A 21052-nucleotide genomic window follows, 5' to 3' on the forward strand; every position below is an offset into this window, starting at 1 on the left:
TGCCCACGACGCGCGAGGCGCCGATCACTCCTCGTCGAATTCGGCCGAGGTATACACTTCCTGCACGTCGTCCAGATCTTCCAGCGCGTCGAGCAACTTCTGCATGCGCGCGGCGTCTTCGCCCGCGAGCTCGGTCACGTTTTGCGGACGCATCGTCACCTCGCCCATCTCCGCCTTGAAGCCGGCGGCTTCGAGCTTGGCCTTGATGTCGGTGAATTCGTACGGAGCGGTAATGACCTCGATCGAGCCGTCTTCATTGGTCACCACGTCGTCGGCGCCGGCCTCGAGCGCGGCTTCCATGATCGCGTCCTCATCCACGCCCGGCGCGAACACCATGTAGCCGCAGTGCGTGAACTGGAACGCCACGCAGCCGTCGGTACCCATGTTGCCGCCATACTTGGAGAAGGCGTGGCGCACGTCGGCCACGGTGCGGGTCTTGTTGTCGGTCAGACAATCGACCATCACCGCCGCGCCGCCGATGCCATAACCTTCGTAACGGATTTCGGCATAGTCGACGCCTTCCAGGCTGCCCGTGCCACGGTCGATGGCGCGCTGGATGTTGTCCTTCGGCATATTGGCGTCAAGCGCCTTGTCCACCGCCAGGCGCAGACGCGGGTTGATGTCGGCGTCGCCGCCGCCCATGCGAGCCGCCACGGTGATTTCCTTGATCAGGCGCGTGAAGATCTTGCCGCGCTTAGCGTCGGCGCGTTCCTTCTTGTGCTTGATGTTCGCCCACTTGCTATGTCCTGCCATAGTCGCCTCAATACATGAAGGGCCGCCGCCCTAACGGGCGCGGCCCGGTTTGAATCCGGAACGAGACGGCGCGAGGCTTTGACCGCGCGTCGCGCAACGTGCAGGCATTCTAGCAGCCCGGCGACGTTTACGCATTACCCTGACCGAGGGACGTCATTTGCGCTTAAGCCAAGGCGTTTCCGGCGTCCAGAACAGAATATTCGCACCGAGATAATCGGTGGCGAACGACACGATTTCGTCCTTGGAGAACGGCTTTTTCGTTTTCGGGTTGGTGTAGGTCAGCGTCGGCTCCTGGATCGCCATGGCCACCATCGGCAACTTGCCTTTGTAGCGGTTGAAGAACGGATAGGCGTTCTTCATCTGGCTCTTGCGGTACGGCACGACGTCCGGCCCGCCAAGTCCGATATGGTTGTTGGCGGCGAAAGCGAACAGGCGCGACATGTAGCGGTGGTCGTTCTCCCATTCGCACGGCCAGAAATTGACGTACTGCACCACCTGGGATTTTTGAAAGGCGCTCTTGGCCACCTGCATGTTCTGCACCTCGGCCTGAAAGTAACGCTCGCAGCTAAAGCCGGTGGCGTCGCGCTTCTGGTCGATGTCGATGGCGGTTTCCGGCAGATTGACGCCGTAGACCCGGCCGTCGAATTTGGCCGCCAGCGCCTTGAGCAGCGCCTGATAGCGTCGCTGCACCGCCGGGTTCCACTGCTGGGCCACCCAGCCCATGGCCGGCAGCTTGCCCTGCCCCGGGTTGTCCACCTGCGGCACGATGCCGCCCTTGTAGGCCGGCTCGGCCATCAGGTAGTCCGGCACGTTGCGGGCTTTGGGGTCGAAAAACCGATCCTGGATCTGGATGAACAGTTTCTTGTTCAGCTTCCGGGTGTAGGCCAGGTCTTCCTCGATGGCGGAGAAGTCGTACTGCCCCTTGCCTTTCTCCAGATTTTTCCAGGTGTACACCACTTGTGCCCCATCGACGTCGGGTCGGGAAAGCAAGTCGGCGAGCTGCGGCAAATCGCCCGAGCTCGCGAAGAGAAAGTTAACCGGCGCCGCCATAGCCGGCAGAGCGAGCAGAGACAGGCACAAGGCTGCCGCCGGCGCTGCGAAGCGGTAACGCATGATAATCAACCCGCGAAAATAATGAGTTATGGTTGACTACACATAGTAGAAAAAAGTTCGGCGCGCTATTTGGCGGTCACGCGGAACATTTCCAGCGCGAAGGAGAACGCCGCGCGATACATCTGCTCGACGATCGGCACCATCATCGGCAGGGAGATGTACAGGGCCACGAAGCCGATGGTCAGCGTCAGCGGAAAACCGAAAGACATGATGTTGAACTGCGGCGAGGCGCGAGTCATGACGCCGATGGCCAAGTTGGTCATCAACAGCGCGGCGATCACCGGCAGCGCGAGCCACAACCCCCAGAAGAACAGGTGCGACCCCCACTCGGCCAACACGCGCCAAGTCTGCCACGGCACCGTCTTGCCGATCGGCATCACCTGAAAGCTGTCGATCAGCGTCGCCAGCACCACCTGGTGGCCGTTGAACGCCAGAAACAGCAGCGTGACGAACAGCGTCAGCATGGTGGCGATGGTCGGCACCTGCGAGGCGTTCTGCGGATCGAACATAGTGGCGAAGCCGAGGCCCATCTGGTTGGCGATGATCAGACCGGCGAGTTCCACCGCGCCCATCACCAGCCGCATGACGAAGCCGATGGACAGCCCGATCAACAACTGCTGAATCAGCATCGCCACGCCTTCGGCCGACACGAGCGGAATCACCGGAAACTTGGGCAGCACCGGCGTCACGAGCAAAGTGAGAAACAACGCGAAGCCGGCCTTATAGGTGCGCGGCGTGCTGCCCGACGAATAGAACGGATCCGCCATCATAATGCCGCTGATGCGCGTGAACGGCCAGATGAACAGGCCGAGCAAGGCGTTGATCTGGGTATCGCTGATGGTGACCATGCTGCGGCGTCCTAGCCGATGACGTTGGGAATGCTCTTGAACAACCGCACCGTGTAATCGATCAGCGTGTTGAGCATCCACGGGCCGGCCAGCACCAAAGTGAGAAACAGCGCCAGCAGTTTGGGAATGAAGGTCAGGGTCATTTCGTTGATCTGCGTCGCCGCCTGCATGATGCTGACGAACAGGCCGACGACCAGCGATACCAGCAACACCGGCGCGCTGATCAGGATCAGCACGTAGAGCGCGTTTTGAACGATGTTGATGACCAGTTCCGGGGTCATGGCAGGCTCCCTATGCGCTTAGCCGGTGTAAAAGCTTTGGACCAGCGAACCCATCAGCAGCGTCCAGCCGTCCACCAGCACGAACAGCATCAGCTTGAAAGGCAGCGAAATCATCGCCGGCGACACCATCATCATCCCCATGGCCATCAGGATACTGGCGACGACCAGGTCGATGATCATGAAGGGAATGTAGACCATGAAGCCGATCTGGAAAGCCGTCTTCAACTCGCTGATGACATAAGCCGGAATCAGCGTTTTCATCGTCACGTCGTTGCGCGTCGCCGGGCGCGGCGACTGCGACACTTCGATGAAAAACTGCAGATCCTTCTCGCGCGTCTGCCGCAGCATGAAGGTCTTCATGGGCTTGCTGGCGGCGTCGAGCGCCTGATCGAAATTGATCTTGTCGGCGGAGAACGGCTGCCAGGCGGTGGCGTAGACCTGGTCCAGCGTCGGTCCCATGATGAACAGCGTCAGAAACAGCGCAAGCCCCACCAGCACCTGGTTAGGCGGCGTGGTGGTGGTGCCCATGGCCTGGCGCAACAGCGACAGCACGATGATGATGCGCGTGAACGAAGTCATCATCAGCAACATGGCCGGGATGAAGGTCAGCCCGGTCATGAACAGCAGCATCTGGATGCTCAGCGAGTAATTCTGCCCGCCGCCCGCCGCGGGGGTGCTGGTCATCATCGGCAAACCGGCCGCGTGGCTTGCCAGCGGCGCCAGGGCCAAAAACAGCCCAAAAATCGGAATCAAGCGTTTCATTGATTGTTATCGTCTTTCGCGGGCCGCTGGCGTTGCAGAGCGGCCTTGAACCAGCGGGCGAACGGATCCGCCGCGGTGTCCGACTGCGTCTCGCCGCCGGCCGGCCGCTGCCGGCGCTCAAGCAGGTTGACCGAGTGCGCGGTCACCCCCAGCACCAGCCATTGATCGTCGAGTTCGACGATGACCACCCGTTCGCGCTGGCCGACCATGACCGCGCTCACCACGCGCAGATGGCGCGGGATGCCGATCGCGCCGCTCGACACGCGACGGAATAGCCAAGCGCAGCCGACGATCGCGGCCAGCACCACCGCCAGTCCCAGCAGCACCTGCACAAGCCCAGCCAAACCGGACGGCACCGCGGGCGCGGCATCCGCCGCCCAGGCGAATCCCGGCAAACCGGCAAGCCACGCCGCCCGCCACCTCATTTCTGCAGTCGGCGAATACGCTCCGCCGGCGTAATGATGTCCGTTAGGCGGATACCGAATTTATCGTTGACCACCACCACTTCGCCCTGGGCGATCAGACAGCCGTTGACCAGGACGTCCATCGGCTCGCCGGCCTGCCCGTCCAACTCCACCACCGAGCCTTGCGCCAATTGCAGCAAGTTGCGAATGGCGATCTTGGTGCGGCCCAGTTCCACGGTCAGTTGCACCGGGATGTCCAGGATCATGTCGAGATTGGCCGGCACGTTGCCGCTGGAATCGGTGCCGGCGCCCAGGTCCTGGAACAGGTTGCTGGCCGGCAGGGCCTCCGCCACAACCGACTCGGGGGCGGCGTCGACCACCTCCTGCTCGGCCATCGCGGCAGCCCAGTCGTCCATGGACACTTCTTCTTCGGCGGCTGCGCCGGCGTTTTGCTCTTCACTCATCGTGTTCGCTTCCTCCCCCCGGCTGATCGGCAAACTCATTGGTGCCGGCCAGCACGGTTTCGACACGCAACGCATAGTGGCCTTGCAGCGTGCCGTACTTGCAATCGAATACCGGAATGCCGGACACGTCGGCCACGATCTTGTCCTGGATATCCATCATGATCACGTCGCCCTGCTTCAGATTGAGAATCTGTCCCAGCGTCACTTGGGTCGCGCCCAGCGTCGCCACCAGATCGACCTCGGCCGACTGTACTTGGCGCGACATCAGGCTGATCCAGCGATTGTCGACCTCGGTGCGGTCGGCCTGCATGGTGCTCGACAAAATATCGCGGATCGGCTCGACCATCGAATACGGCAGACAGATGTGGAAATCGCCGCCGCCCGCGCCCAATTCGATATGGAACGTCACCGCCACCACCACTTCGGTCGGCGTGGCGATGTTGGCGAACTGGGTGTTCATCTCCGAGCGCAAGTAAACGAACTCGATCGGATAAACCGGCTCCCACGCCTTCTGGCATTCGTTGAACACCACTTCCAGCAGACGGCGGATAATGCGTTGTTCGGTCGGGGTAAAGTCGCGCCCCTCGACCCGCACGTGGTAACGGCCGTCGCTACCGAACAGGTTGTCGACCACCAAAAACACCAAATCGGGATCGAAAATCAACAGGCCCGTGCCACGCAGCGGCTTGACGTGCACCAGATTCAGGTTGGTCGGGACGACCAGATTGCGGATGAACTCGCTGTACTTCTGCACCCGCACCGGTCCCACGGAAATTTCGGCATTGCGGCGGATGAAATTGAACAGGCCGATGCGCAAATTACGCGCGAAACGCTCGTTGATGATTTCGAGCGTCGGCATGCGGCCGCGGACAATACGCTCCTGCCGGCCGATGTCGTAATTATGGACACCTTCCGAATCGCCGCCGCCGTTGTCCTCGTCATTCTCGCCGGTGACGCCCCGTAATAGGGCATCAACCTCTTCCTGGGACAGGATTTCGTCGCCCATAGCCTACGAATTCTGAATGATGAAAGAGGTAAACAAAACGCTCTTCACAGGCTCGTCGCCACCACTATCCATGGCGCCGTTGATCACCTGCTTGACCTGATTCTTCAGCTTCAGCTTGCCCTCGGGCGTGCCGAGCTCCTCCACGGTTTTGGCCGACAGCAGCAGAATCACCGCGCTGCGCACCTTAGGCATATAGTCGGTCAGACGCTTTTGCGCATCGGCGTCTGACAGTTCGCACTGCATGTCCACCTGCAACAACGCGCCGGTCTGGCCGGACAGATTGACGACAAAGGTATCAAGTTTGGAGAAGACCGGCGGCACATCGGATTTCTTCGGTTGCGCGGCAGCCTGCGATTGGCCGCCACCAAAAAGGTGGCCCGATATGAACAGGTAGCCGACGCCGCCGACGCCGCCGATTAACACGACCAGCAGCAGGACGACGACCATCATCATCTTATTGCCGCCACCACGTGGTTTTTCTTCGGGAGGTGCACCCTTATCCAACTTTTTATCTTCTGCCATTGCCTGTCAGCCTGTAATGTTGGTATTCCGAGATTCTAAACTAATTTTTTATTATATCTTCCAGAATCCAACATGTGCTGAACAAAGGTCAAGATCAAGCGAAGATACTGAGCACTCCTCGCGCCGCTTTAATCGTCGCCAGCGTATCGAGTTCCTCACCTTCGGCCGGCTGATTTTGCATGGCGTTGCGTCCATTGCGGGCATTTTGCTGCTGTTGTTGCGATTGGCCGCTGGAAACCTGGGCATCGCCCAGCTGGATGCCGCTGGCAGACATCATGGCGTGCAGACGCGGCAGGCTGTCTTGCAGCGCGGCGCGCGTGGCGGCTGAATCGGCGGTAAAGGTGACTTGCGCCGTATTGGTGTGCGGGTCCATCTTCAGGGTCACGTCAATCGGCCCCAATTCGGGCGGATTCACCTGGATGTGCGCAGTATCCGCCTTGAGCGTCACCATGCCCATCACCTGGTCGCCGAGCGATTTGGTCCATGCCGGCGTGCCGACTTGCTGCGCAATGGTGAAGGTCGGCTTGGCGGTTTGCTGCGATGGCTGCGCCAGGTTCGCTTGTTGCGCGGCAAGCGCCTGCGGCAAATTTGTCGGCTGCTGCTGCGCGGTTTGCGGCAATTTTTGCAGGGTGCCGCCGTCGCTGCCGGTCAGCGGCTGAAACACATCGTTCAGATTGGCGGCGTCTTGCGCGTCCTTACCGGCGCCTGCCGCCGCGCCCTGAGGCAACGGCGTGGCCGTCGCGGCGGCCACGCCGGCGGCGCCTTGCGGCGCACCGTGCGCGCCATCGCCATCATCGGCTTGATTGGCCGCCGTCTGCGCGGGCACGGCCGGCACGGTCTGCGCGACCAGCAGCAGCGCGGGATTGGGCAGCGGATTGGCATTGGCGGCCGTGCCGCCGGTGGCGGTCTTGGCGGGCTTGACGGGCTTGCCGCTGTCTTGCGCCGCCGTGCCGGACAAGGTGCCGGTCGTGCTCTGCGTCTCTTCCAGCGTGCCTAGCTGGGCATCGAGCATGCGCGCGAACACGTTCTGTCCGGCTTGATCCGGCGTCTGGTTGGCTTGGGTGTTTTGCGCGTTCTGGGTGCTTTGCGCCCCTTGCGTATTTTGGGTGTTTTGCGCGGATTGATCGCTCTGCGCGCCCTGTCCGCTCTTGGCGGACTGGTTGCCTTGCGCGGCCTGGCCGCCTTGAGCCGCTTGTCCGGCCGACGAGGCGGCATTGCCGCCAGAGGCGCCTGCTCCACTGCCGGCGCTGCCTTGGGCGGAGACCGGCTGCGCGCTAAAAGCCGCCGCAGGCGATGTCGCCGCGGACGCTACCGGCACAGCGGGTGAAATAGACAGAGCAATGGCCATCGTGCAAACCTCCCCTAAGTTGCCCAACAACGAGCAATTAGCGTGCCAGTTACTCTTCCGAATGCGTCTGATCCCAGAAACGACGCGAGGCGAACTCGTCGGTGCTCTTCTGCTGGCGGCGGTTTTCCGCCCGCTGCAGGCGCACCGCCTCGCGCGCCATCAGCTTCTCGTAGGCTTTGAGCTTCTTGCGCTCGTTATGCCAGGCCTGGCGCTCCAGCATGAATCGCTGCATGCAGCGATCCACCTCGCCCTGCTGAATCTCCACCGCCTCGTCCAGCCGGCGCAGGAAGCGCTGAAAATCCTGCCACTGACCGATACCCATGCCGCGGATGCCGCCATCGGTCAACCGCTGGCGGTATTCCTGCAAAAAGGTCTTGAGCTGCGCGAGTTTGCCCTGGGCGGCCACTTGGCTTGCCTGCGCCTTGCGCATGCGCTCGGCGGCCGCATCGACTTTTTCCTGGGCCAGGTTCAACAGCAGGGCGTATTTGCTGTGTGCCATGCGCGGCTATCCGGTCAGCGCAGCACGTTACGCAGCTGCTCGACGGTGGAAGGGAAATTGTGCGCGTCGTGCATCGGCTGCATCAGAAACGCCGCCATCTGCGCCTCACGGCGAATGGCCTCGTCGAGCAACGGGTCGGAGCCCGGCACGTAAGCGCCCACGCTGATCAGGTCCTTGTTGCGCTGATAGCGCGAATACAACTGCTTGAAGCGGCGCGCCAAGTCGAGGTGTTCGCGCTCGACCACATCCACCATCACCCGGCTGATCGATTGTTCGATGTCGATGGCCGGATAGTGCCCCGATTCGGCCAGTTCGCGGCTCAGCACGAAGTGGCCGTCGAGAATGGCGCGCGACGCGTCCGCCACCGGATCTTGCTGGTCGTCGCCCTCCGACAGCACGGTATAGAACGCCGTGATCGAACCGCCGCCCTCGGCGGCATTGCCGGCGCGCTCGATCAGCTGCGGCAAGCGGGCGAACACCGATGGCGGATACCCCTTGGTCACCGGCGGCTCGCCGATCGCCAACGCGATCTCGCGTTGCGCCATGGCGTAACGCGTTACCGAATCCATCAAGAGCAGCACGTCGCGCCCCTGGTCGCGAAAATACTCCGCCAAAGCGGTGGCGTAGGCGGCGCCATGCAGGCGCATCAACGGCGGCATATCGGCCGGCGCGGCCACCACCACGGCGCGGCGGCGCCCCTCCTCGCCCAGGATGTTCTCGATGAAGTCCTTCACCTCGCGGCCACGCTCGCCGATCAGGCCGACCACCACCACGTCGGCACGGGTGAAGCGCGCCATCATCCCCAACAGCACGCTCTTGCCCACCCCGGAGCCGGCGAACAAGCCAAGACGCTGGCCGCGGCCCACGGTTAACAAACCGTTGATCGCGCGTACGCCGACGTCGAGCACGTCCTTGACCAGCGAACGGCCCAGCGGATTGATCGGCTGACTATGCAACGGGAAGAAGGCTTCGGGATGGATCGGCCCCTGGCCGTCGAGCGGACGACCGAGCGAGTCCAGCACCCGGCCAAGCAAACTATCGCCGACCGGCACGAGCCGCCCCCCCGGGCCATTGACCCGGGAGGCCACGGCGGCCTTGCCATAGTGCGGCGGGTGATGCGGCGTCATCGGCATGATCATCGTGCCGGGCTGCAGACCATGCACGTTGGTCAACGGCATGAGAAACAACTTGTCGCCGGAGAAGCCCACCACTTCGGCCTCGACCCGGTGCCCCTCGGACAGCACCACTTGGCAGGCACTGCCGACCGGCAGTTTGAGACCCACGGCCTCCATCACCATGCCGGTCACGCGCACCAGGCGGCCACTGGCGGGCGACAGCACCGCCTCTTGCGCCACTTGCCCGCATTCGTTCAAAAACTGGCGCTGGCGCGCAGCCAGCGCGTCAAACGGTGTCGTCGCCGTCGTCGTCATCGCCAGCCTCCTCCGCCAAGCCCAACGCGCGCGCCATGGCGGCGAGCCGAACCGGTTGCGTGAGCGCCTGGCTCAGGGACGGCGTCTCCAACAGACAGCCGCCGCGCGGCACCGACGGATCGTCGACCCATTGCCACAGCGTCTCGGGGCGTTCCTGCTGCAAAAAGGCGCGCGCCACTTCCAGGTCTTGCGGGTTCACGCGCAGCCGCCCCTGCGTCAACGTGGACGGCAGCGCGGCCAGCGCCTCGCGCAGCAGCGGTTCGATAGCACGGGGATCAACGGCCAGATGCGCGGCAACCAAACGCTCGGCGAGCTTCACCGCCAACGCCAGCAGATCCTCGGCCAGCTCGCTCTCCAGCGAGCCGAGCGCGCCGGAAAAACTAGCAGCCAGGTTGGCCAGCGGCGCCCAGGCATCGGCAAAACGCTGCTGCGCTTCGGCCAACCCTTCGGCACGCCCTTGCGCCAAGCCCCGCTCGCGCCCTTCGGCCTCGCCGGCGGCCAAGCCGGCATCGTGGCCGGTTTGCCAGGCTTCTTGATGGATGGATTCCAATTCGGCGGCCGTCGGGTACCCCAATTGCGGGGCCGGCGGCGCCTGTTCGATATCGTCAGGCTCGGGCAGCGGCTCGACCGGCGCACGCGCCTCACCCGGCGCCAAGCTCTCGGTCAACGCCCGCACCTGCTCGGGGGTCAAGCCTTCGAACGGCCGCTCTTCGGGTGGCGGCGGCTTGGGTCCGGTCTGCAATTCGCCCGGCGACCAGCTTTGCCAATCGGACAGTCTGTCGGCCGGGATAATGCCCTTATTCGACAAGTCCTTCATCACCACCCTTGCTGCCTAGCACGATCTGGCCATCGTCGGCGAGTTTGCGCACGACCTTGAGAATTTCCTTCTGCTCGGCCTCGACCTCGGACAGTTTGACCGGTCCCTTGGCTTCCAAGTCGTCGCGCAACATTTCCGCCGCACGCTGCGACATGTTGCGGAAGATCTTTTCCTTGAGTTCGGTGCTGGTCCCTTTGAGCGCCACCACCAGCGAGTCGGTCTGAACCTCGCGCAGGATGGTCTGAATGGAGCGGTCGTCGACTTCGAGCAAGTTTTCGAACACGAACATCTTGTCCTGAATACGCTGCGCGAGTTCGGGATCGTATTCGCGGATATAGTTGAGCGCCGACGCCTCGACCGTGTTGCCCATGAAGTTGAGGATCTCGGCAGTCATGCCCACGCCACCGGCCGCGCTCTTCTTGAGGCGGTCGGAGCCCGACAGCAACTGCGTCAGTACGTCGTTGAGCTCGCGCAACGCCTGCGGCTGCACGCCTTCCAGCGTGGCGGTACGAATCAGCACCTCGTTGCGCAGCCGCTCGGGGAAATACGCCAGGATGGAGCTCGCCAAATCGGGGTCGAGGTGCACCAGGATGGTGGCGATGATCTGCGGGTGCTCGTTGCGGATCAGATCGGAGGCGGAGCTCGGGTCCATCCACTTCAGGCTCTCGATACCGCTGTGATCGTTGCCCTGCATGATGCGGTCGAGCAGGTTGGCGGCCTTGTCCGGACCCAGCGCCTCGACCAGCACGTTGCGCAGGTATTCGTCGGACGCGCCGATACTGGCGCGCGCCTGGCACTCCTCGCGAAACTGCGAGATGACCTTGTCGATCTCCTCATGGCTGAGATTGTTGATCGCCGCCATGGCGAGCGAGATCTTTTGCACTTCCTTCGGGCCGAGATACTTGAACACCTCGACGGCGTGGGCCTGGCCAAGGCTGAACAGCAGCACGGCGCTGCGGTGAACTCCGGCGTCACTCATCGGAACTGATCCATTCCTTGATGATCTGAGCAGCCATGCGCGGATCGGACTTCACGATCTCGCGAGCCTGCTCGATATTGTCAGCATAGTGCTTGCGCTGCAGGTAGCGCGGGTCTTTGTTGCGCTCTTCCTCGGAGAGCGGCTCGCCGTTCTCGTCCACCAGCTCCTCGTCGCCGGCCACGGCCAGCAGGCGCCCGCCCTCGACGGCGAACCCCGGCTCCCCTCCCGGCTCCGGCGCCGGCGGACGCGGCGGACGCATCACCTCGCGCACCACCGGACGCACCACGCCCAACAGCAGATACAGCGCGGCAATGGCCACCAGCACGTACTTGAGGATGGTGACGGCATTGTCGCCGACGAAGGTAATGGCCTTATCCTTGAAGGTCACCGGCGCCAGCGCGTCGGCGAAAGCGGCGTTGACCACGTTGACGCTGTCGCCGCGCTGCGGGTTGAAGCCGACCGCCTCGCGCACCAGGTTGTTGACCTGCGCCATCTCCTGCGCGGTCAGCGGCGTCGGCTTCAGATCGCCGTTGCGGTCGGGCAAATTGCGATAGTTGACCACCACGGCGGCGGTCAGCCGCTTGAGAATGCCCTGCGGCAGGGTGGTATGCGAGATGGTCTTGTCCACCTCGTAATTGGTGGTGATGTCGCGCTCGACGGCGCCATTCTGCCCCACCGCCTGGCCGGACAGCGTCTGCGTGCCCGGCAACGCGCCCGGCGGCAGCGTGATCGGCGCCGAGGCGGCGGACGGCGGCTGGTTCGACAACGAACCCGGCACGCCGGTCGGCTGGGTGCTTTGATTATTCAGCTTTTCAACGATCTGCTGGCTGCGGGTCGACGACGGATTGGGGCTGGAGTTCGGCCGGTAGGTTTCCGAGGTCTGCTCGACCTGAGAGAAGTCCAGCGTGGCGCTGACTTGAGCGTGGGCGTTGCCCTTGCCGAAAATCGGCTCCAGGATCGCTTCGATGCGCTTGGCGTAGTCGTCCTCGACCGAGCGCACGTATTTGAGCTGACGGGAGTCGAGGCCGTTGCCGGAGGCATCCAGATCGGGCGACTGCGACAACAGGTTGCCGTCCTGATCGACGATGGTGACGTCCTTGACCGCGAGGCCGGGCACGGCGCTCGACACCAGGTGCAGAATGCCGGCGATCTGGCCCGGGTCAAGCACGCGCCCGGGATACAAATTCAACATTACCGACGACGTGGTCGGCTCCTGCTCGCGCACGAACACGCTTTGCTTGGGCGTGGCGATATGCACCCGCGCGGTCTGCACGGCTTCGATCGACTCGATGGTGCGCGCGAGCTCGCCCTCGATGGCGCGCTGGTAATTGACCTGCTCGGCGAATTGGCTGATGCCGAACTTCTGATTGTCCATCAGCTCAAAGCCTACACCGCTTGCCTTGGGCAGCCCTTGGGCGGCCAGCTTGAGGCGCACGTCGTACACCTGGTCGGATGGCACGGAAATCACGCCGCCGGCGCCAAGCTGATAGGGAATGTTCATCTGCTGCAACGCCGCGGTTACCTGGCCGCCGTCACGGTCGGCCAGATTGGCGAACAGAATTTTGTAGGCAGGCTCGCGATTGAGCAGGGCGAGGCCGATGACAACGGCAAACAACGCCGCCACGGCGCCGTAGAAGAGAAACTTCTTATTGGGCGGCAGTGCCTTGAAGCGCTCGAGCACTTCATTGACGCGCACCCGCCACGCGGGAAGATTTTCGTTTTCTGCCAGATCTGCCATACAGTGGTTTTAGCTTTCGGTTCTAACCGCTGCCGGCAAGCTGACAGGACAGCGCTAGACCTGGGTATTCATAATATCCTGATAGGCGGTCACCAGTTTATTGCGCGCCTGGACCATGGTCTGGAACGACAAACTGGCTTTCTGCAAAGATACCATAACATCTTGCAGATTGACGCCCTCGTCCCCCAGCTCGAACTGCTTCTGCATTTCCTGTGATGTTTGCTGCGCAGAGTTCACCTGATCGATGGTGGACTTCAGCACATCGGCAAAATCAACCTGAGGGGTTCCATCTTGCTGTTGTGCGGCGGCCGGCTTGCCCGCGGCCAAGGCGGAAGCCGATCTAAGCTCGCTTAACAGCTGATCGATTCCTTGCGTCGACATGGTCAACTCCCAAACTCGTTACGATGGTGGCGCCGCCGCTCCGCCGTCTTCCTCGCGGTAGCGTTGCAGCTTGTAGCGCAGCGTGCGTTCGCTGATGCCGAGCTTCTCGGCTGCCAGCTTCTTCACGCCGCCCACGGCCGCCAGGGTTTCCAGAATATGGCGCTTCTCCAACGACCGCATATCGGCATCCGCCTCATCGGTCAGGGGTTCGGCGCGCAGGGTAACCTGTTGCGCAAGCCCGGAATGCGAATCCAGCATCAGATCGGCGGCAAGAATTGCCGGTCCGGCGGCAAGAATGACCGCCCGCTGCATCACGTTTTCCAGTTCGCGGATGTTACCCTCCCACTCATAGGCCGTCAATTGACGTTCCGCCTCGGCGGACAGCGTCAGATGCGCTCTGTCCGCCGCCTGTCCGTACTTATGAAGCATACGCCGTGCCAGGGGCAGAATATCTTCGCGTCGCGCGGCGAGCGACGGGATCTTCAGCGGGAACACGTTCAGGCGGAAATACAGATCCTCGCGGAAGCGTCCGTCGTCGACAAACGACTGGATGTCGCGGTTGGTGGTGGCCACCACGCGGATATCCAGACGGATGGTTTTCGCGCCGCCGACCCGCTCGAGCTCGCGCTCCTGCAGCACACGCAGCAACTTCGCTTGCAGCGCCAGCGGCATCTCGGTCACTTCGTCCAACAGCAGCGTGCCGCCCTGCGCCTGCTCGAACTTGCCGGGCATCGCATGGCTCGCGCCGGTGAACGCGCCCTTCTCGTGACCGAACAAGGTCGACTCCAGCAGCGTGTCGGGAATGGCGGCGCAATTGACCGCCACGAACGGCCCGCCGCTACGCTTCGAATGACGGTGGATATAGCGCGCCAGCACTTCCTTGCCGCTGCCGCTCGGTCCGGAGAGCAGCACCGTGGCATCGCTTTGCGCCACGCGGCTCGCCAGCGAGAACAATTGACGCATTGCCGCCGATTCGGCCACCACGTCGTCGCCGTCCCCCTCCGGCATGCGCAACAGATGCTTTTCCACCTCGGCGATCAATTGCTGCGGCTCGAACGGCTTCAACAGATAGTGCGTGGCGCCGGCCCGCAGCAGGTCGATGGCGCGCTCGATCACGCCATAGGCGGTCATCAGGATGAACGGCAACCCGGGATGGCGCCGCTTGACCTCGTCGAACAGCGCGTAACCGTCCATGGGCGCCATCTGCGCGTCGGAGATGATCAGTCCGACCGGCTTGGACTGCAGACACGTCAGCGCGCTCGAGCCGTCCTGCGCCTCCAGCGCCTGATACCCGGCAAGCGTCAAGGTATCGACGATCGCCTCGCGCAAATCGTCGTCGTCCTCAACCACCAGAACAGGAAGAAAATTCATCGGATCAGAATGTCAGTTAGTCGGTTGTCTTTGTTTGGCCAGCGCCATCAACCGGTTGGCGATGGCGTTGAGCGGCAGTATCTCGTGGGTCGAGCCGTTGGCGATCGCCTCCTTGGGCATGCCGAACACCACACAGCTCGCCTCGTCCTGGGCGATATTGTATGAGCCTGCTTGCTTCAGCTCCAGCATGCCGTTGGCGCCGTCGCGTCCCATGCCGGTCAAGATCACCGCCAGGCAGTTGCGGCCGACCACATTGGCCGCCGAGCGGAACAGCACGTCCACCGAGGGCCGGTGGCGGTTCACCGGATCGCCGCTGGAAAGCGCCGTGGCGTAGCCGATGGTCGGCGCCGCCTTGACCATCAGATGCGAGTGGCCCGGCGCGATATACACCGTGCCCTCGGCCAGCCGTTCGCCGTCGCGCGCCTCGCGCACCTCCAGCTTGCACAGACTGTTGAGCCGCTCGGCGAACGAGTGGGTAAACATTTCCGGCATATGCTGGGTGATCAGAATCGGCGGCATTTCCTTGGGCAAAGCCGTGAGCAGCACGCGCAGCGCCTCGGTGCCGCCCGTCGACGAGCCGATGACGATGACCGTCTGGCGCGCCAGCGGCATGCGTCCGGGCGTGAGGGGCAAAATGACGTCTGCGCTGAGGCTGGGCAGCACTTGTAACGGCTGGTCCGAACGCACGCGTTCCATTACATGCTCCCCTTGTTATTTGGACACATGGCTCTAGCTTAGCAGTTGCCAACACCATTCACTACTTGTAACGCATAGCCTACATAGCGCGGATTTTTTCGATCCAGCCGTCGCATGCCGCCTCGAGCAAATCGAGTACGCGATCAAAACCCGACGGCCCGCCGAAATAAGGATCAGGCACCTCGCGCTGCCCGCCGTCGGGCAAGACGTCCAGCATCAGCGCCAGCTTGTGCCGCAACGGCTCGGGGCAACGGCGGCGCAGGCTGGCCAAATTCTGCCGGTCGGCCGCCAAAATCAAATCGAAACGCTCGAAATCGTCGTCGGCCACCTGCCGCGCCACGAGCGCCGACAGGTCATAGCCGCGCTGTCCGGCGGCGCGTTGCGAGCGCCGGTCCGGCGCCTCGCCGACATGGCAGTCGCTGGTGCCGGCCGAGTCGACCCTTAGCACCGCGCCAAGCCCCGCCCGGGCGGCACGGCGCCTCATCACCGCCTCGGCCGTCGGCGAACGGCAGATGTTGCCATGACAGACGAACAGCACCGCATAGCCTCGAGTGGCATCGATCATCGCGTGGCCTTCCTATTCCCCATTGATAAAGGCGGCTTCCTTGAGCGCCTTCAGCTCGTCGCGCAGTTGCGCCGCGCGCTCGAAATCCAGGTCGCGCGCCGCCGTCATCATTTCCTTCTCCAGACGCTTGATCTCGCGCGCCAGCTCCTTCTCGTCCATGCGCGCCACGCGCCGGTCGAGCGAACGCTTGCGGCCTTCCGCGTCGCCGCCATGGTAGACGCCGTCGATCAGGTCCTTGATTTCCTTCTTCACCCCGGCCGGCACGATACCATGCTCGGCGTTGAAACTCAGCTGCTTCTGACGCCGGCGCTCGGTCTCATCCATCGCGCGCTTCATCGAGTCAGTAATGCGATCAGCATATAAAATTGCCTGGCCATGCAAATGGCGCGCGGCACGGCCGATGGTTTGAATCAGAGAACGCTCGGAGCGCAGGAACCCCTCCTTGTCCGCGTCCAGGATCGCCACCAGCGACACTTCGGGAATGTCGAGCCCCTCGCGCAGCAGGTTGATGCCGATGAGCACGTCGAACATGCCGAGCCTCAGATCGCGGATGATTTCCACCCGCTCCACCGTGTCGATGTCCGAATGCAGATAGCGTACCTTGATGCCGTGTTCGGTGTAGTAGTCGGCCAGCTGCTCGGCCATGCGCTTGGTCAGCGTGGTCACCAGCACGCGCTGGCTGGCGTCGATGCGCAGGCGGATCTCCGACAGCAGATCGTCCACTTGGGTCGTCACCGGACGCACGATCACCTCCGGGTCGACAAGGCCCGTCGGGCGCACCACCTGCTCCACCACCTGGCCGGCATGCGTCGCCTCGTAATTGGACGGCGTGGCCGACACGAAAATCGCCTGCGGCATCAGCCGCTCGAACTCCTCGAAGGTCAACGGACGGTTGTCCACCGCCGAAGGCAGGCGGAAACCGTAATCGACCAGGTTGACCTTGCGCGCGCGGTCGCCGCGGTACATGCCGCCGACCTGCGGAATGGTCACATGCGATTCATCGATGAACATCAGCGCGTTTTTCGGCAGGTAGTCGATCAGGGTCGGCGGCGGATCGCCCGCTTGGCGGCCGGAGAAATGGCGGGAATAATTTTCGATGCCCTTGCAGAAGCCCATTTCGTACAGCATTTCCAAGTCGAAGCGCGTGCGCTGCTCGATGCGCTGCGCCTCGACCAGCTTGCCTTCGCGCTGGAAGAATTCCACCCGCTGGTTGAGCTCCAGCTTGATCTGTTCGCATGCCTTGAGCACCGTGTCGCGCGGCGTGACGTAATGGCTGCCCGGGAACACGGTGAAGCGGCCGACCCGCTGACGGGTGACGCCGGTGAGCGGGTCGAACAGCGTCAGCGTCTCGATCTCGTCGTCGAACATCGTCATGCGTAGCGCAAGCTCGGCGCTTTCCGCCGGGAAGATGTCGATCACGTCGCCGCGCACCCGGAAGGTGCCGCGGCGGAAATCCACCTCGGCGCGCTCGTACTGCATGCCGACCAGGCGGGCGATGATCTGCCGCTGCTCCAGCCGCTCGCCTTCCTTCAGATGCAGGATCATTTGGTGGTAGTCGGATGGGTCGCCAATACCATATATTGCGGAAACTGTTGCAACAATGACGCAGTCCGGCCGTTCCAGAATGGACTTGGTCGCCGACAGCCGCATTTGCTCGATGTGCTCGTTGATGCTCGAATCTTTTTCGATAAAAAGATCGCGGCTCGGCACATAGGCTTCCGGCTGATAGTAGTCGTAATACGAGACGAAATACTCGACCGCGTTGTTGGGAAAGAACTCGCGCATCTCGGCATAAAGTTGCGCGGCCAAGGTTTTATTGTGCGCCATAATGATCGCCGGGCGGCCTGTTCGCGCAATAACATTCGCCATGGTGAAGGTTTTCCCGGAGCCGGTCACCCCGAGCAAAGTCTGGTAGGCCAGCCCATCGGACAGCCCTTCGACCAGGTGATCGATCGCCTCCGGCTGGTCGCCGGCGGGCGGAAACGGTTGATTCAACAAAAACGGACTGTCAGGAAAGCTGACTTGCATGGCGGCGATATCCGGCAAAGAAACGATCTAGTATTTTAGCGCAGTTGCTCAAACCCGCATTCTCCGCGGTAATTTTCCCAAAATTTTATGAATTAATACCCACACAAAAACTGGGCTTGATTAGAATAGGGTTAAGAACATTTATCCCTCACGGCGGACCTCCTCAAAAACCCCTGTCGACGCAGTATCGGCGGGGTTTTTTGAAGGGTTCCGCCAGGCAAAGGAAAGTACTGATGTTGAAGCATTTCGCTGGCTGGCTGGCCATGTCCCTGGCTGCCGCGGCGCTCCCTCTTGGCGCCTCGGCCACCCCTCTTCACACTGCAGAAACCGTACGCGTGGCGGAACAAATGGCGTATTACACCGCCCCGCGCCTGTCGGCTCAGTCGGTGCTGGTGCTCAACGGCACCACCGGCGAGCCGATTTATGAAAAACGCGTCGACCAGCGCCAGCCCATCGCCTCGATCACCAAGCTGATGACCGCCATGGTGCTGATCGATTCCGGCGTCGCGCTCGACGATGACATTTCCGTCACCGACGCCGAAATCGACCGCGTCAAGCATACGCGCTCGCGTCTGGCCGTCGGCACCACGCTGCCGCGCAAGGAAATGCTGCTGTTGGCGCTGATGTCGTCGGAAAACCGCGCCGCCGCCGCGCTGGCGCGCACCGCGCTGCCCGGCGGCACCCGCGCCTTCGTCGCGCGCATGAACGACAAGGCGCGCCAACTCGGCATGAGCGACACGGTGTTCTATGACCCGACCGGGCTCGACATGCGCAATACCTCCACCGCGCGCGACCTGGCGCGCATGGTCAAGGCGGCGCAAAACTACCCGCTGATCCGCGAATTCACCACCACGTCGGAACATGAGATCACCTCGGTCTCCAACCGCATGCTGCAGTACCGCAACAGCAACGCGCTGGTGCGCGAGGGCAATTGGGACATCGCGCTGCAAAAAACCGGCTACATCAACGAAGCCGGCCACTGCATGGTGATGGAAGCCACGGTCGGCAGCCAACCGCTGATCATCGTCATCCTGTCCGCCGGCGGCGGCCAGCGCCGCGTGCAAGACGCCCGCGCCATCAAGAGCTGGCTGGAAAGCCATCCGCAGAGCTGGCTCGCGACGAGCTGAACGCGGATCGTGGACATGAAAAAGCGCGGGCAACCGCGCTTTTTTGTTCCCGCCTTATCCTCGTCCTTGTGCCAGCCCCCACTTTCAGACCGCTTCGCCGCCGCAGCGGGTTGGCTATAGTGCCGACAGTTCCTCTCCATACGGCCGCCGCAAGGCGGTTTTTTTTCGTTCGCGCGTTCCTCACCAAAGCCGCTGCCACTTCGTCATTGGCATGTGCACGCCGTGCACGCGATCAATCCGATAACGAGGAAACGACGATGAAGCGCCAACTTGCTCTCGCTGTACTGGCCCTGGCGGCCAGTCAATACGCTCTGGCCAATTGCAAGATCGATCCGGATGCCGTCCATAAAAACTTCACCCACGCCCAAGCCGCCGTCAACTACTCCGAGGACGCCAACTTGGCCGCTGCCGCCGCTGCCGGCCCCAGCCATTGCACCATCCTGGAAGGATGGCACAACGGCGGATACGTCCCGCCCAACTTACCCAACTTCGCCAAACACATCAAGGTGCGTAACCTCAATACCGGCGAGACCTGCCATGTGTTCGAGTACCCCAAACCCAATGGACACGACTTCCCAACCACTTGCTGGTAGCCGCTGGAAAAGCGAAAACCGCCCGGTTCAGGGCGGTTTTCGATGATGGCGGCAACCGGCGCGATCAGCGCCGCGGCACGAAGCGCAGCAAATCGCCCGCCTGCACCGCGGCGCGGGCGCCGTGCGCCACCGCCACAGACAGGTTCGGCTGCACCTGGATCAGCGAGACGTCGCCGAGCAGGGTTTCCGGCACGCCAAGCTCGCGGCCGCTTTGCGGGTCGATCACCGCGTTGGACAACCGCTGGCGGTAGACCAGCAGCTTGTCCCCCACCTGCAGACCATCCAGGCCGCCCGCGTCGAGGAACAGCTGGTCGCCGGCCACGCGCAGCACGCGCGCCGAGAACGGAATGCAGCTGAGCGTCGACGCCACCTCGTTGGTGACGTTGTCCATCAGCGTGTTGATCTCCTCGCCGTAGTCGGTCTGCCAGAAGGCTTCCGTGCCGTACACCAGCGGGGTCTTCGGCTGCACGTAGCCGGTGGCGATGGTGGAGAATTGCTGAGTGCGCAGCAGGCTGCCGGTCAAGCCGTCGTAAATCCACAGCTCCAGCTGAAATTCGCGCGCGGTCGAACGATAGATCAGCCCGGGGCCAAACAGCGCGGCCGGCGGACCGTTGAAGAACAGGCCTTGTTGGCTGGAGATGGTCGAACCGAAAAACGTCAGGCGCGGCCCGCGGTTGGTCACCGCCGCCGACAATACCCGGCCGGTGACCACGAACTGGCTATTGGTGCTCGCGGCCAACTGGCGCACGGCGCTCGCCGCCAAGTCCGGCTCGGTCAAATGGCTGTCGGGCAGCACGCCGATGTTGCCGGCGTCGCGCGCGGCAAATTCATTGCTGCGCTGGGCCAGGCGGCGCGCCACATCGTGCGCCAGGCGCACACCGAGCGCGTCCAGGTCGCTCGCGTCGGCCTCATGATCGATATAGAAATATGCCGCCACCACGCGGCGGCGCAGCGCGCGACCGACGGGCGAACGGCAGCCGGCCGCCGTATGCGCGGTAGCCGGATCGGGATCGATGCTGACGCGGACCTGGTAAAGGCCGCCCTCCTCGTGCTCTTCCAGCACGCGCACCTTGCCGGAAATCGGCGCCGCCGACAGGCTGGTCGATTCGCTCACCTGGCCGGAGTTCATATACTGCGCCGAGTCGACCTGCGCCCCTTGCGACAGCGCCGCTTGACGCAGCGCGTCCTGAATCGCCATCTCGCGCGCGGCGGTGGCGCCGGCGTCCATGGGCGCCGTGCCGTTAGCCTCGATCGGCGCCGCGGACGCCGCCACACAAAACAAAGCCGCCACGAGGGCGGCGCAGAATCGGTTCAGGCGCATGGCCAT

At 62.9% G+C, this 21052-nt stretch carries 23 protein-coding genes; 2 read left to right on the plus strand and 21 right to left on the minus strand.

Features of this window, described 5'->3' with window-relative positions:
* Positions 1-24 precede the first annotated feature (24 nt).
* The 20 genes from JOZ06_RS15030 to uvrB form a co-directional block, all read right to left on the minus strand.
* The gene (locus JOZ06_RS15030; RefSeq protein WP_293233856.1) at positions 25-753 is read right to left on the minus strand and encodes a YebC/PmpR family DNA-binding transcriptional regulator; all 729 of its coding nucleotides are present in this window, start codon (positions 751-753) and stop codon (positions 25-27) included.
* A gap of 153 nt (positions 754-906) precedes the next feature.
* On the minus strand, positions 907-1866 hold the full coding sequence (locus tag JOZ06_RS15035; RefSeq protein WP_293233858.1) for a hypothetical protein: 960 nt from the start codon (positions 1864-1866) through the stop codon (positions 907-909).
* A 65-nt stretch (positions 1867-1931) separates the two neighbouring features.
* Positions 1932-2714: a flagellar biosynthetic protein FliR gene (fliR, locus tag JOZ06_RS15040; RefSeq protein WP_293233860.1), complete on the minus strand. Its 783-nt coding sequence runs from the start codon at positions 2712-2714 to the stop codon at positions 1932-1934.
* Between the two features lie 11 nt (positions 2715-2725).
* On the minus strand, positions 2726-2995 hold the full coding sequence (fliQ, locus tag JOZ06_RS15045; protein WP_293233862.1) for a flagellar biosynthesis protein FliQ: 270 nt from the start codon (positions 2993-2995) through the stop codon (positions 2726-2728).
* Between the two features lie 18 nt (positions 2996-3013).
* A complete protein-coding gene (gene fliP / locus JOZ06_RS15050) occupies positions 3014-3757 on the minus strand; it encodes a flagellar type III secretion system pore protein FliP (protein WP_293233864.1) in 744 nt (247 codons plus the stop codon).
* Positions 3754-4182 carry a flagellar biosynthetic protein FliO gene (fliO, locus tag JOZ06_RS15055; RefSeq protein WP_293233866.1) on the minus strand — a complete coding sequence of 143 codons (429 nt, stop codon included), beginning with the start codon at positions 4180-4182 and terminating at the stop codon, positions 3754-3756. Before fliO ends, fliP begins: the two co-directional genes overlap by 4 nt.
* Entirely contained in the window at positions 4179-4625 is a 447-nt protein-coding gene (fliN, locus tag JOZ06_RS15060) for a flagellar motor switch protein FliN (protein WP_293233868.1), read from the minus strand. Before fliN ends, fliO begins: the two co-directional genes overlap by 4 nt.
* Positions 4618-5631, minus strand: a complete 1014-nt coding sequence (gene fliM, locus JOZ06_RS15065) for a flagellar motor switch protein FliM (protein ID WP_293233870.1) — start codon at positions 5629-5631, stop codon at positions 4618-4620. Before fliM ends, fliN begins: the two co-directional genes overlap by 8 nt.
* A gap of 3 nt (positions 5632-5634) precedes the next feature.
* A complete protein-coding gene (locus JOZ06_RS15070) occupies positions 5635-6153 on the minus strand; it encodes a flagellar basal body-associated FliL family protein (protein WP_293233872.1) in 519 nt (172 codons plus the stop codon).
* A gap of 94 nt (positions 6154-6247) precedes the next feature.
* On the minus strand, positions 6248-7501 hold the full coding sequence (locus JOZ06_RS15075; RefSeq protein ID WP_293233873.1) for a flagellar hook-length control protein FliK: 1254 nt from the start codon (positions 7499-7501) through the stop codon (positions 6248-6250).
* A 49-nt stretch (positions 7502-7550) separates the two neighbouring features.
* Positions 7551-8000, minus strand: coding sequence for a flagellar export protein FliJ (fliJ, locus tag JOZ06_RS15080; protein WP_293233874.1), 450 nt, complete (start codon positions 7998-8000; stop codon positions 7551-7553).
* A 14-nt stretch (positions 8001-8014) separates the two neighbouring features.
* The gene (gene fliI, locus JOZ06_RS15085; RefSeq protein WP_293233875.1) at positions 8015-9430 is read right to left on the minus strand and encodes a flagellar protein export ATPase FliI; all 1416 of its coding nucleotides are present in this window, start codon (positions 9428-9430) and stop codon (positions 8015-8017) included.
* A complete protein-coding gene (locus JOZ06_RS15090; protein ID WP_293233876.1) occupies positions 9402-10247 on the minus strand; it encodes a flagellar assembly protein FliH in 846 nt (281 codons plus the stop codon). The genes fliI and JOZ06_RS15090 overlap by 29 nt, the downstream gene beginning before the upstream one ends.
* A complete protein-coding gene (gene fliG, locus JOZ06_RS15095) occupies positions 10228-11226 on the minus strand; it encodes a flagellar motor switch protein FliG (RefSeq protein ID WP_293233877.1) in 999 nt (332 codons plus the stop codon). The genes JOZ06_RS15090 and fliG overlap by 20 nt, the downstream gene beginning before the upstream one ends.
* The gene (fliF, locus tag JOZ06_RS15100) at positions 11219-12964 is read right to left on the minus strand and encodes a flagellar basal-body MS-ring/collar protein FliF (RefSeq protein WP_293233878.1); all 1746 of its coding nucleotides are present in this window, start codon (positions 12962-12964) and stop codon (positions 11219-11221) included. Before fliF ends, fliG begins: the two co-directional genes overlap by 8 nt.
* A 54-nt stretch (positions 12965-13018) precedes the next feature.
* On the minus strand, positions 13019-13345 hold the full coding sequence (fliE, locus tag JOZ06_RS15105; protein WP_293233879.1) for a flagellar hook-basal body complex protein FliE: 327 nt from the start codon (positions 13343-13345) through the stop codon (positions 13019-13021).
* Between the two features lie 18 nt (positions 13346-13363).
* Positions 13364-14716 carry a sigma-54 dependent transcriptional regulator gene (locus JOZ06_RS15110; protein ID WP_293233880.1) on the minus strand — a complete coding sequence of 451 codons (1353 nt, stop codon included), beginning with the start codon at positions 14714-14716 and terminating at the stop codon, positions 13364-13366.
* Between the two features lie 12 nt (positions 14717-14728).
* Complete coding sequence (locus JOZ06_RS15115; RefSeq protein ID WP_293233881.1) at positions 14729-15412, minus strand: chemotaxis protein CheB; 684 nt, start codon at positions 15410-15412, stop codon at positions 14729-14731.
* A 79-nt stretch (positions 15413-15491) separates the two neighbouring features.
* Positions 15492-15977, minus strand: coding sequence for a low molecular weight protein-tyrosine-phosphatase (locus JOZ06_RS15120; RefSeq protein WP_293233882.1), 486 nt, complete (start codon positions 15975-15977; stop codon positions 15492-15494).
* Positions 15978-15989: 12 nt separating this feature from the next.
* Positions 15990-18005 carry an excinuclease ABC subunit UvrB gene (uvrB, locus tag JOZ06_RS15125; RefSeq protein WP_293233883.1) on the minus strand — a complete coding sequence of 672 codons (2016 nt, stop codon included), beginning with the start codon at positions 18003-18005 and terminating at the stop codon, positions 15990-15992.
* A gap of 233 nt (positions 18006-18238) precedes the next feature.
* Between uvrB and JOZ06_RS15130 the strand changes: the two genes are divergently transcribed.
* Together JOZ06_RS15130 and JOZ06_RS15135 are read left to right on the plus strand one after the other, a co-directional pair.
* Entirely contained in the window at positions 18239-19132 is an 894-nt protein-coding gene (locus tag JOZ06_RS15130) for a serine hydrolase (protein ID WP_293233884.1), read from the plus strand.
* Between the two features lie 257 nt (positions 19133-19389).
* Positions 19390-19725, plus strand: a complete 336-nt coding sequence (locus tag JOZ06_RS15135; RefSeq protein WP_293233885.1) for a hypothetical protein — start codon at positions 19390-19392, stop codon at positions 19723-19725.
* Positions 19726-19789: 64 nt separating this feature from the next.
* Here JOZ06_RS15135 and JOZ06_RS15140 read toward each other — a convergent pair whose 3' ends face one another.
* The gene (locus JOZ06_RS15140; protein WP_293233886.1) at positions 19790-21046 is read right to left on the minus strand and encodes a flagellar assembly protein T N-terminal domain-containing protein; all 1257 of its coding nucleotides are present in this window, start codon (positions 21044-21046) and stop codon (positions 19790-19792) included.
* Between the last annotated feature and the right edge of the window lie 6 nt (positions 21047-21052).

Source organism: Paludibacterium sp. (assembly GCF_019232825.1).
Classification (GTDB): domain Bacteria; phylum Pseudomonadota; class Gammaproteobacteria; order Burkholderiales; family Chromobacteriaceae; genus Paludibacterium.

Bases quoted from the DNA above. Each gene is read 5' to 3' on its own strand.
- fliQ (WP_293233862.1), bottom strand. From the start codon at position 2,995: ATGACCCCGGAACTGGTCATCAACATCGTTCAAAACGCGCTCTACGTG.
- JOZ06_RS15110 (WP_293233880.1), bottom strand. From the start codon at position 14,716: ATGAATTTTCTTCCTGTTCTGGTGGTTGAGGACGACGACGATTTGCGC.
- fliE (WP_293233879.1), bottom strand. From the start codon at position 13,345: ATGTCGACGCAAGGAATCGATCAGCTGTTAAGCGAGCTTAGATCGGCT.
- JOZ06_RS15090 (WP_293233876.1), bottom strand. From the start codon at position 10,247: ATGAAGGACTTGTCGAATAAGGGCATTATCCCGGCCGACAGACTGTCC.
- JOZ06_RS15120 (WP_293233882.1), bottom strand. From the start codon at position 15,977: ATGATCGATGCCACTCGAGGCTATGCGGTGCTGTTCGTCTGTCATGGC.
- fliJ (WP_293233874.1), bottom strand. From the start codon at position 8,000: ATGGCACACAGCAAATACGCCCTGCTGTTGAACCTGGCCCAGGAAAAA.
- fliI (WP_293233875.1), bottom strand. From the start codon at position 9,430: ATGACGACGACGGCGACGACACCGTTTGACGCGCTGGCTGCGCGCCAG.
- JOZ06_RS15035 (WP_293233858.1), bottom strand. From the start codon at position 1,866: ATGCGTTACCGCTTCGCAGCGCCGGCGGCAGCCTTGTGCCTGTCTCTG.
- fliR (WP_293233860.1), bottom strand. From the start codon at position 2,714: ATGGTCACCATCAGCGATACCCAGATCAACGCCTTGCTCGGCCTGTTC.
- JOZ06_RS15075 (WP_293233873.1), bottom strand. From the start codon at position 7,501: ATGGCCATTGCTCTGTCTATTTCACCCGCTGTGCCGGTAGCGTCCGCG.
- JOZ06_RS15030 (WP_293233856.1), bottom strand. From the start codon at position 753: ATGGCAGGACATAGCAAGTGGGCGAACATCAAGCACAAGAAGGAACGC.
- JOZ06_RS15135 (WP_293233885.1), top strand. From the start codon at position 19,390: ATGAAGCGCCAACTTGCTCTCGCTGTACTGGCCCTGGCGGCCAGTCAA.
- JOZ06_RS15115 (WP_293233881.1), bottom strand. From the start codon at position 15,412: ATGGAACGCGTGCGTTCGGACCAGCCGTTACAAGTGCTGCCCAGCCTC.
- JOZ06_RS15140 (WP_293233886.1), bottom strand. From the start codon at position 21,046: ATGCGCCTGAACCGATTCTGCGCCGCCCTCGTGGCGGCTTTGTTTTGT.
- fliO (WP_293233866.1), bottom strand. From the start codon at position 4,182: ATGAGGTGGCGGGCGGCGTGGCTTGCCGGTTTGCCGGGATTCGCCTGG.
- fliF (WP_293233878.1), bottom strand. From the start codon at position 12,964: ATGGCAGATCTGGCAGAAAACGAAAATCTTCCCGCGTGGCGGGTGCGC.
- fliG (WP_293233877.1), bottom strand. From the start codon at position 11,226: ATGAGTGACGCCGGAGTTCACCGCAGCGCCGTGCTGCTGTTCAGCCTT.
- fliM (WP_293233870.1), bottom strand. From the start codon at position 5,631: ATGGGCGACGAAATCCTGTCCCAGGAAGAGGTTGATGCCCTATTACGG.
- JOZ06_RS15130 (WP_293233884.1), top strand. From the start codon at position 18,239: ATGTTGAAGCATTTCGCTGGCTGGCTGGCCATGTCCCTGGCTGCCGCG.
- fliN (WP_293233868.1), bottom strand. From the start codon at position 4,625: ATGAGTGAAGAGCAAAACGCCGGCGCAGCCGCCGAAGAAGAAGTGTCC.
- uvrB (WP_293233883.1), bottom strand. From the start codon at position 18,005: ATGCAAGTCAGCTTTCCTGACAGTCCGTTTTTGTTGAATCAACCGTTT.
- fliP (WP_293233864.1), bottom strand. From the start codon at position 3,757: ATGAAACGCTTGATTCCGATTTTTGGGCTGTTTTTGGCCCTGGCGCCG.
- JOZ06_RS15070 (WP_293233872.1), bottom strand. From the start codon at position 6,153: ATGGCAGAAGATAAAAAGTTGGATAAGGGTGCACCTCCCGAAGAAAAA.